This window comes from Dokdonella sp. (assembly GCF_036518555.1).
GTDB lineage: Bacteria > Pseudomonadota > Gammaproteobacteria > Xanthomonadales > Rhodanobacteraceae > Dokdonella_A.
Map to the genome: position 1 here is coordinate 1 of NZ_DATDMY010000038.1, position 8,421 is coordinate 8,421.

Sequence of the window (8,421 nt, forward strand, 5' to 3'; positions counted from 1 at the left end):
GGCGCGCCGCGCCGCCACCGACGAACGGAGATCCCGCGATGGCTTGCTTCCCGAAGATCGACCAACCTTGTCCGCTCGGCATCGACGCGCAGCGGCGCGTGGCGGGCTACTGCGGCCATTGCCGCAAGGCGGTGCACGACCTGGACGCGATGAGCGACGCCGATCGCATCGCGTTGGTGCGCCATTCGCAAGGTCCGATCTGCGTGTCCTATCGCGTGCGCCGCGGCGCGGCGCTCGGTCTCGGTGCGGCGTTCGCGTTGACGTTGGCCTCGCCTGGCCAGGCGGATCCGGTCGGGATCGACGTCCAGGCGACGGTCGAGTCGGGTGCGGCGACGACCGCGCCGCCACCACCGCCGGAGCACGAGGTGCTGCTCATGGGCGGGATCAGCGATCCGCAGTCGGCCGCGATCGTCGACGACGGCGACGACGACGTGCCGGAATTGCCGGTCGTGCACGAGAGCATTGCCGCCGCAGTGCGCTGAGCCGGCGGATCGCGCGATCAGCCGGCCTCTTCGAGGACGCGGGCTGCGTCCAGCACGTGCAGGCGAGCGATCGCCTGCATTTCGCCGCGGAATCCTTCCGGCGCGCCGTCGCCGACGCTGATCGCGATGTGGCTCGAGTCGAACCTGCCGAGCGCGGCGTCGTAACTCGTCCATCTCCGGCCGTCCCAGGCCTGCACCCACATGTGCGGCGTGAACGCATGCCGCACGCCGAGGAAATGGCTCGCGTACGCCACGCCCGCGACGACGCGCGTCGGGATCTGCCGCGCGCGCGCCGCGGCGGCGAGCAGGAGCGCGAATTCGGTGCAGTCGCCGCCGCGCGTGCGGAGCGCGTCGGTAGCGCTGCCGTAGTCGCGGAAGTCGACCGGGCCGGTCAGCGTGCGCTGCACCGCGAGCACGAGTTCGCTCATCCGCGCATCGACGCTGTCGCCGGTCGCGGCGCGCGCGAACGCGATCACGCCGCGGTCGCGGCTCTGTACCCACGCGTTCGGTGCGAGGTAACGGCGCAGCTCCTCCGCGCTCGGCGGTGCCTCCTTGCCGCACGCGGCGCAGATCGTGAGTTCGGTCGTCTCGCCGTCGGTGCGCACGTGTTGTTCGTTCGTTTCCGGCCAGGCCCACGGCGCGCCGGGCGTCTGCACGCGGAAACGGATCGTGCCCGCACGCGCCGCGTCCGGGATCCGGTACGGCGAGACGACGAGCAGCTGGCGAAGGGTGCGCTCGATCCCGTCGTCGACGGGACTCGAATCGGCGGCGCTCGCGCCGCGCGAGGCGAGCAGGCTCAAGCACAGGACCATCGGGCGCAAGGTCGATCGCATGCGTGGACTCCGTGGCGTAGGACGAACGGCGCGATGCCGCGCTCGCGTCCAACGCGGCCGGGCCGCCGCCGGGGTCGCGCCGGGTCGCTCGCGTGCGGCGTCCGCGTCGCGCGCATCCTCGCGCACGGAGGGGCGGACCGTCCGGACTGGGGGCGGCGGGCCGGACACGCTACAGTAGGCTTTCGACCGCCGACCGAACCCGAGCATGGGACCGCGCAAACCCGACGACGACAAGCTCGACCGCATCGTCGCCGAGGCGCGCCGTGCGGCGGAAGAGCGCGAGCTCGGCTATCGCGAGCGTGCCCTCAAGATGTATCCGTGGGTGTGCGGCCGCTGTGGTCGCGCGTTCACGCGCGCCAACCTGCAGGAACTCACGGTCCACCATCGCAACCACGACCACGACGACAATCCGGCCGACGGCAGCAACTGGGAGCTGCTCTGCGTGTACTGCCACGACAACGAGCACTCGCGCTACATCGATCACGTGCGTGGCGCCGGCTACGACACGCCCGCCGCGATCGACGCGCCCGCGACGTCCAACCCGTTCGCGGGCCTCGCGGCGCTGCTCGCGCGCGGGAAGGGCGACGCCTGATGCGACGCGCGCGTCGTCCGCGTCCGCGACGGACATGAGCGCGGTCGACCTCGACGACGTGCTCGATGCGCTGTTCCTGCCGCTCGCGCAGGGCTTCGTCGCGACTCCCGCTCATGCCGACGACGCTCGCCGGGGCGCCTTCCTGCGCGCGCGCGCGGGCGCGTGGCTCACGCGCTGGCGCGATGCGTTCGCGTGCGTGCAGACGTTCAAGCCGTTCGCCGACGCGCTCGAACGCAGCGGTGCGCGGCTCGTCGACGTGGCGCCGCCGAGCGCGCCGCTCGTGCTGTGCCTGCCACCGCGCCAGCGCGACGAGGCGCGCGCGCTGTTCGCCCAGGCCGTACGCGTCGCCGCGAGCGGCGGCGTCGTCGTCGCGTGCCAGCCCAACAACGAAGGCGCGCGCTCGGGCGCGGCCGATCTCGAGCGCCTCGCGGGCGCGCTGCAGGGTGCGTCCCGGCACAAGTGCCGCGTCTACTGGACTTCACCGCTCGATGCGCGCGTCGATGCGGCGCTGGTCGCCGAGTGGGGCGCGCTCGATGCGGTGCGCCCGATCGCGGGCGGTGCCTGGCTGAGCCGTCCCGGCCTGTTCGCGTGGGACCGCGTCGATGCCGCGTCCGCCTTGCTCGCCGAACACCTGCCGCCGGCTCTGGGTCCGCGCGTGGCCGATCTCGGCGCGGGCTTCGGCTATCTCGCCTGCGAGATCGTGCGCCGCTGCGCGGGCGTCGAGACGCTCGACCTGTACGAAGCCGAGGCGCGTGCGCGCGAGCCGGCGGAAGCGAACCTGCTCGCCGCCCTCGCGGCGAGCCAGCGCGCGATCGCGACCGCATTCCTCTGGCACGACGTGACGCGCGGCCTGCCGCGTCGCTACGATGCGATCGTGAGCAACCCGCCGTTCCATCAGGGACGCGCGGACGACCCCGGGCTCGGCCGCGCATTCATCGAGTCGGCCGCGAGCGCGCTCGAACCGCGCGGCGTGCTGCTGCTCGTCGCGAACCGCCATCTCGCGTACGAGGCCACGCTCGCGACGCGCTTCGCGACGGTACGCGTGCTCGTCGAACGCGACGGTTTCAAGGTCATCGAAGCGAAGGAACCGCGCGCGTGAAACTGGTCAAGCTCATCGCTAACCTCGGCTATGGCAGCCGCAAGGATGTCACGCGGATGTTCCGCGAAGGCCGCGTCACCGACGCCGACGGCGAGGTGCTGTACGCCGACGACAAGGTCGAGCACGCGCGCATCCGCCTCGACGGCGAACCACTCGATCCGCCGCCCGGGCTCGTGCTCATGATGCACAAGCCGGCCGGCTACACCTGCTCGACGAAGGATGCGGGCCGCATCGTCTACGACCTGCTGCCATCGCGCTGGCGCGCGCGCACGCCCGCGCTGTCGACGGTCGGCCGGCTCGATCGCGACACGTCGGGCCTGCTGCTGTGGACCGACGACGGCGCGTTGCTGCACCGGATCATCTCGCCGCGCGCGGCGATCGTGAAGGTGTACGAGGCGACGCTCGCGCGCGACCTGCGCGGGGACGAGGGCGCGCTGTTCGCGAGCGGCACGCTCGTGCTCGAATCGGAAACCGCGCCGCTCGCGCCGGCGAAGCTCGAGGTGCTCGGCCCGCGCCGTGCGCGCCTGTCGATCAGCGAGGGGCGCTACCACCAGGTGCGACGGATGTTCGCCGCGGTCGGCAACCACGTCGATGCGCTCCATCGCAGCGCGATCGGAGGGCTCGTGCTCGACGACCTGCCGGCGGGGGAGTGGCGTGCGCTCGGCATGGATGAAATCGCGCAGGTCTTCGCCGGGCCGCGATAGCGAATCGCGCCCGCGTCGCGACGCAGGCCGAGCCGCGAATCCACGAGTTTCGCCGTGCGTCGCGCGCGTCCGCCGCGCTCCCCGCGTCTGTTCATCGCACGGGGACCGCGAGGGAGCCGCGTGCGCGGTGCGTGGCCTTCCGGCCCTGCGCGTGCCGGCGTGGCCGCGTCGTCACGACGCGAGCGCGCGCGCGAAGCGCTGCAGCGCGGGTCCGATCTCCTCCGCGTCGATCACGCCGTAGCCGAACGTGAGGGCCGGCTGCGGTAGCGGTTCGCGCGCGTAATCGCCGGCCGGCGCCGCGCCGGGCACGTGCACGCGCGCCTTCGCGTAGATCGTCTGGGCGAGTTCCGGATCGCGGATGCGTGCGGCAAGGTGCAGCCCTGCTTCCGACGGGATCGGATCGAACCAGTCGCGCAGCCGCCGGTGCAGCCCCTCGAGCAGCGCCTCGCGGCGCTCGGCGTAGATCGGCCGCATGCGGCGGACGTGGCGCGCGAGGTGGCCGTCGCGGATGAACGCGGCGAGGAGCGACTGCACGATCGCGTCGCCGTGCGAATCGGTGCAGTGCTTGACCGTGACGAGCGCGTCGCGCGCCCAGCCGGGCGAGACGACGAAGCCCTTGCGCAGCGCGGGGAACAGGCTCTTCGAGAACGTTCCGATGTAGAACACGAGCGCGTCGCGGTCGAGCGTCTGCAACGCGTCGAGCGGGCGGCCGCCGAAGCGGAACTCGCCGTCGTAGTCGTCCTCGAGGACGACCGCGCCGTGCGTGCGCGCGAAGTCGAGCAACGCGATGCGGCGGCGCATCGACAGCGCGACGCCGGTCGGCGACTGGTGCGACGGCGTCACGCTGACGACCTTGATGTCGGCCGGCAACCGGTCGACGCAGAGGCCTTCGTCGTCGACCGGAATCGAGACGAGCTGCGCGCCCGCGGCTGCGAACGCGGCGCGCACGGGTGGATAGCCGGGGTCCTCGAACGCGACGCGCGTCCTTCCCGGCGTCACGAGCAGGCGTGCGAGCAGGTCGAAGGCCTGCTGCGCACCCGAGGTGACGATGACGTCGTCCGCCTTGCAGGCGACCGCACGCGCGAAGGCGACATGCTGGGCGATCGCCTCGCGCAGTTCCGCGATGCCTTCCGACGGCGGGTAGCTGAACGGCGCCCGCGACCATGCGCGCAGCGCGTGCGCCGAAAGCTTGCGCCACACCGCGTGCGGGAAATGGCGATGCTCGGGCACGCCGAGCCGGAACGAACGCGGCGGCAGGCCGCGCGGCGACGAACCGGCGAGGAACGGCGTGCGCCAGAGCGGATTGAGGCGCGGATCCTCGAGGCCGAGCGGCAGCGGGCGCCCCTTCGCGGCGCGTCGCGCGGTGCTCGCCGCAGCGAGTTCGGCGACGACCGCCTTCGCACCCGTGCGCGGGACCACGTAGCCCTCGGCGATGAGGAGGTCGTACGCGGCGATCACCGTGTTGCGCGCGATGCCGTACGCACTCGCGACGCTTCGCGTCGACGGCAGTTCGGCCCCTGCGGGCAGGCGCCGGTCGAGGATCGCCGCGCGCAACTGCTCGTGCAGCTGGCGCATGCGTCCGCCGCCGCCGTCGAGCTGCAGCGGGAACGCGAACGGAGGACCGACTGGTTCCTGTGTAGTCATCGCGACTGGTCCGATCGGAGAACCAGCGCAAGCGTACGTTATGACGGCGCCGAATGCTCGCCTGCGCGGCGAAAGGAGCCCGGTCATGCCGTGCCACATCTGCGAAACCTGCGGTACCCAGCACGCACCGGGCCCGCTGCCGCCCGCGCGATGCATGATCTGCGACGACGACCGCCAGTACGTGGGCTGGAGCGGCCAGCGCTGGACGACGCCGACCGAGCTCGCCGCACGCCATCACCTCCGCGTCGAGACCGACGCCGGCCTGCTCGGCATCGGCATCGCGCCCGATTTCGCGATCCCGCAGCGCGCACTGCTGCTGCCGACCGGCGCCGGCAACCTGCTGTGGGAATGCGTGAGCCTCGTCGAGGACGCCGCGCTCACCGCACTGCGCGCGCGCGGCGGCGTCGATCGCATCGTCATATCGCACCCGCACTTCTACTCGGCGATGGTCGACTGGAGCGACGCGCTCGGTGGCGTCGAGATCCTGCTGCACGAATCCGATCGCGAGTGGGTGCTGCGGCCGTCCGCGTGCATCCGCTGGTGGGGCGGCGACGAACTGCGCCTGTCCGACGACGTGACGCTGATCCGCTGCGGCGGCCACTTCCCGGGCAGTACCGCGCTGCACTGGCAGGATGGCCCGCGCGCCGGCGGCGCGCTGTTCCCGGGCGATGCGTTGCAGGTCGTCATGGACCGTCGCCACGTCGGCTTCATGTACAGCTACCCGAACTTCGTCCCGATGGCGACCGGCGACGTGCGCGCGATGCGCGACCGGCTCGCGCGCTTCGCGTTCGAGGACGTCTACGGCTACACCTGGGGTCGCAACATCATCGGCGACGCACGCGCCGCGGTCGATGCGTCGTTCGAGCGCCACCTGCGCGCGGTGGCCGCATGAGCCACGCATCGGAGCCATCGCTCGACGCGGTGCGCGACGGCCTGCTCGCGCATCATCAACGCCATGCCGATGCGCTGCCATGGATCGCGGCGCCGGGCACCGGCCGCGCGTCGAAGCTGCTGCGCGTGTTCGGCGATCGCGGCTTCGCCGAGCTGATCCGCATGGATCCCGGCACCGCGATGCCGCTGCACCGGCACGGCGGCGACGTGCACGCGTGGAACCTTGTGGGCGAACGTCTCCTGCATACCGGCGAACGCATCGCCGCCGGCGGTTACGCGCACGAGCCACCCGGCACCCTCGACTGGTGGAAGGCCGTCGGCGACGAGCCGCTCGTTACCCTCGTCGTCGTCACCGGCACGGTCGAATTCCTCGGCCCCGGCGACACCGTCACCGCGCGCGTCACCGCCGCCACCCGCCTCGCCGACTACATCCGCCACTGCCGCGAAACCGGCTGCCTTGCGCTGGAGCTTGACGTGGGTCCTTGGCATTGAGAGCGAAAGATTGAAACACGAAGGACACGAAGGAAAAGCGAAAGATGGGGAAAGCCTGAAACACGGAGCACACGGAGCACACGGAGCACACGGAGAATGCAAAGCAAGAAGCGCTTTTCGTTCCAAAGTTCTTCTTTCGTGTGCTCCGTGTTGAATCATTTTCCTGCTTCTGCTTTTCCTTCGTGTCCTTCGTGTCCTTCGTGTTTCAATCTTTACCGCTCTCGCTCGGCCACCCCCGCCAGGCGACCTACTGCCCGAATCCCGCCACACCCCGCCAGCAACGCGCCGCGAGCGCGGCCGCGGGCGTGCCGCGGCGTGCGTTGGAATGATCCTGCGCAAGCGATCGTCGAGTGGCTGCCGGGAAGCCGGATCGTCGCGCAAGGGTCGGCCCGCTCGATGCGGGCCGCGAATCGGGTCGAAGCTCATCGGGGGCACCGTGTCGGACCGTCTGCGTGCAGTGAAGGAAACCTCGCGCACATTCCTCAACCTCAGGACCATCGTGTTAGCCGTGGCCGTCGCGATCGGCTACGGCGTGTACCGCCATCCACCGCTGGAGTCGGTCGGTCGGCAGGAAGTCGGCGTGCGCCTGAACCGCCTCACCGGCACGGGCACGCGCGTCGGCGAAGGCGTCGCACTCGTGCTGCCGGGCATCCACGAGCTGCGCCGCTACTCGCTGCTCGACCAGACCTACGCGCCGACGCGCAGCGCGAAGGCCGACGGCGAGGCGCCGTTCCAGTCGTCCGAAGGGCTCTCGCTCGGCGTCGAGCTGTCGATCCGCTACGCGCTCGATCCGACCGCACTCGTCGACAAGAGCGTGCGCCTGCCCAACGACATCGGCGCCGAACTCGTCGAGCCGCTCGTGCAGGGCGTCGTCTACAAGGTGTTCACGCGCTACACGGTGCGCGAGATCTTCTCGAGCAAGCGCCAGGAACTGCAGGACGTGATCGAGGGCGAGCTCAAGCCGCTGCTCGCCGCGGAGGGCATCGCGTTGAAGCGCGTGACGATGGGCAACGTCGACCTGCCGGCCGACTACCGCGCCGGCATGGACAAGCTGCTCGCGGTGGAGCTCGAAACCGAGCAGATGCAGTACACGCTGCAGCTCAAGGAAAAACAGGTCAAGCAGTCCGAGCTCGAGGCCGAAGCGGAGAAGGTCAAGCGCGAGAAAGCCGCCGAGGCCAGCGCGAACGAGCAGGTCATCGCGGCGAAGGCGCAGGAAGAAGCGATGAAGCACGTGATCCCGTTCAAGCAGAAGCAGATCGAGCAGCGCAAGCTCGAAGCCGACGCGGACAAGGCCGCGCGCATCCGCACGGCCGAAGGCATGGCCGAAGCCCGGCGCATCGAGGCCGCCGGCGAGGCCGATTCGCGGCGCAAGCTCGCCGAGGCGGATGCGTATCGCGTCGAGCAGCTCGGCAAGGTCGCGAGCGAGCAGCTCGAGCGCGACGGTGCGCTGATCACGAAGCATCCGCTGCTGATCCAGAAGACGCTCGCCGACAAGCTGTCGGACAAGGTCTCGGTGATCATCGCGCCGCCGCCCGCGGACGGCGGCTTCATCGGCGCGAACCTCATCGGTGGCATGAGGACGCCTGCAGTCGCGGGCGGGGAGTGAGCGCCATGAGAACGATCCTGATCCTCGCAGGCCTGCTCTCGCTCGCGTGCGCGCATGCCGCCGAACCGGCCGCGGCGG

Annotated in this window: 9 protein-coding genes; 7 read left to right on the forward strand and 2 right to left on the reverse strand. The window is 71.1% G+C overall.

The window, feature by feature from the left end:
- The coding region (locus VI238_RS02455; protein ID WP_331648079.1) for a hypothetical protein at positions 1–482 on the forward strand (482 nt) is incomplete at its 5' end.
- Positions 483–499: 17 nt separating this feature from the next.
- Here VI238_RS02455 and VI238_RS02460 read toward each other — a convergent pair.
- Positions 500–1,315 (reverse strand): transglutaminase family protein, encoded by an 816-nt coding sequence (locus VI238_RS02460; protein WP_331648081.1) that lies wholly within the window; start codon positions 1,313–1,315, stop codon positions 500–502.
- 205 nt (positions 1,316–1,520) lie between these two features.
- Between VI238_RS02460 and VI238_RS02465 the strand changes: the two genes are divergently transcribed.
- The 3 genes from VI238_RS02465 to VI238_RS02475 are packed head-to-tail and all read left to right on the forward strand — an operon-like array spanning position 1,521 to position 3,710.
- Positions 1,521–1,907: a YajD family HNH nuclease gene (locus VI238_RS02465; RefSeq protein ID WP_331648083.1), complete on the forward strand. Its 387-nt coding sequence runs from the start codon at positions 1,521–1,523 to the stop codon at positions 1,905–1,907.
- A 34-nt stretch (positions 1,908–1,941) separates the two neighbouring features.
- Positions 1,942–3,006, forward strand: a complete 1,065-nt coding sequence (locus tag VI238_RS02470) for a class I SAM-dependent methyltransferase (protein WP_331648085.1) — start codon at positions 1,942–1,944, stop codon at positions 3,004–3,006.
- Positions 3,003–3,710 carry a 16S rRNA pseudouridine(516) synthase gene (locus tag VI238_RS02475; RefSeq protein WP_331648088.1) on the forward strand — a complete coding sequence of 236 codons (708 nt, stop codon included), beginning with the start codon at positions 3,003–3,005 and terminating at the stop codon, positions 3,708–3,710. The genes VI238_RS02470 and VI238_RS02475 overlap by 4 nt, the downstream gene beginning before the upstream one ends.
- 171 nt (positions 3,711–3,881) lie before the next feature.
- On the opposite strand, the gene VI238_RS02480 is transcribed toward VI238_RS02475, so the two are convergent.
- The gene (locus VI238_RS02480) at positions 3,882–5,354 is read right to left on the reverse strand and encodes a PLP-dependent aminotransferase family protein (protein WP_331648090.1); all 1,473 of its coding nucleotides are present in this window, start codon (positions 5,352–5,354) and stop codon (positions 3,882–3,884) included.
- Between the two features lie 85 nt (positions 5,355–5,439).
- Between VI238_RS02480 and VI238_RS02485 the strand changes: the two genes are divergently transcribed.
- The 3 genes from VI238_RS02485 to VI238_RS02495 all read left to right on the forward strand — a co-directional run bounded on the left by VI238_RS02485 (position 5,440) and on the right by VI238_RS02495 (position 8,343).
- Entirely contained in the window at positions 5,440–6,246 is an 807-nt protein-coding gene (locus VI238_RS02485) for an MBL fold metallo-hydrolase (RefSeq protein WP_331648092.1), read from the forward strand.
- The gene (locus tag VI238_RS02490) at positions 6,243–6,737 is read left to right on the forward strand and encodes a cupin domain-containing protein (protein WP_331648094.1); all 495 of its coding nucleotides are present in this window, start codon (positions 6,243–6,245) and stop codon (positions 6,735–6,737) included. Before VI238_RS02485 ends, VI238_RS02490 begins: the two co-directional genes overlap by 4 nt.
- 436 nt (positions 6,738–7,173) lie before the next feature.
- Positions 7,174–8,343, forward strand: a complete 1,170-nt coding sequence (locus tag VI238_RS02495; RefSeq protein ID WP_331648096.1) for an SPFH domain-containing protein — start codon at positions 7,174–7,176, stop codon at positions 8,341–8,343.
- The last annotated feature ends 78 nt before the right edge of the window (positions 8,344–8,421 follow it).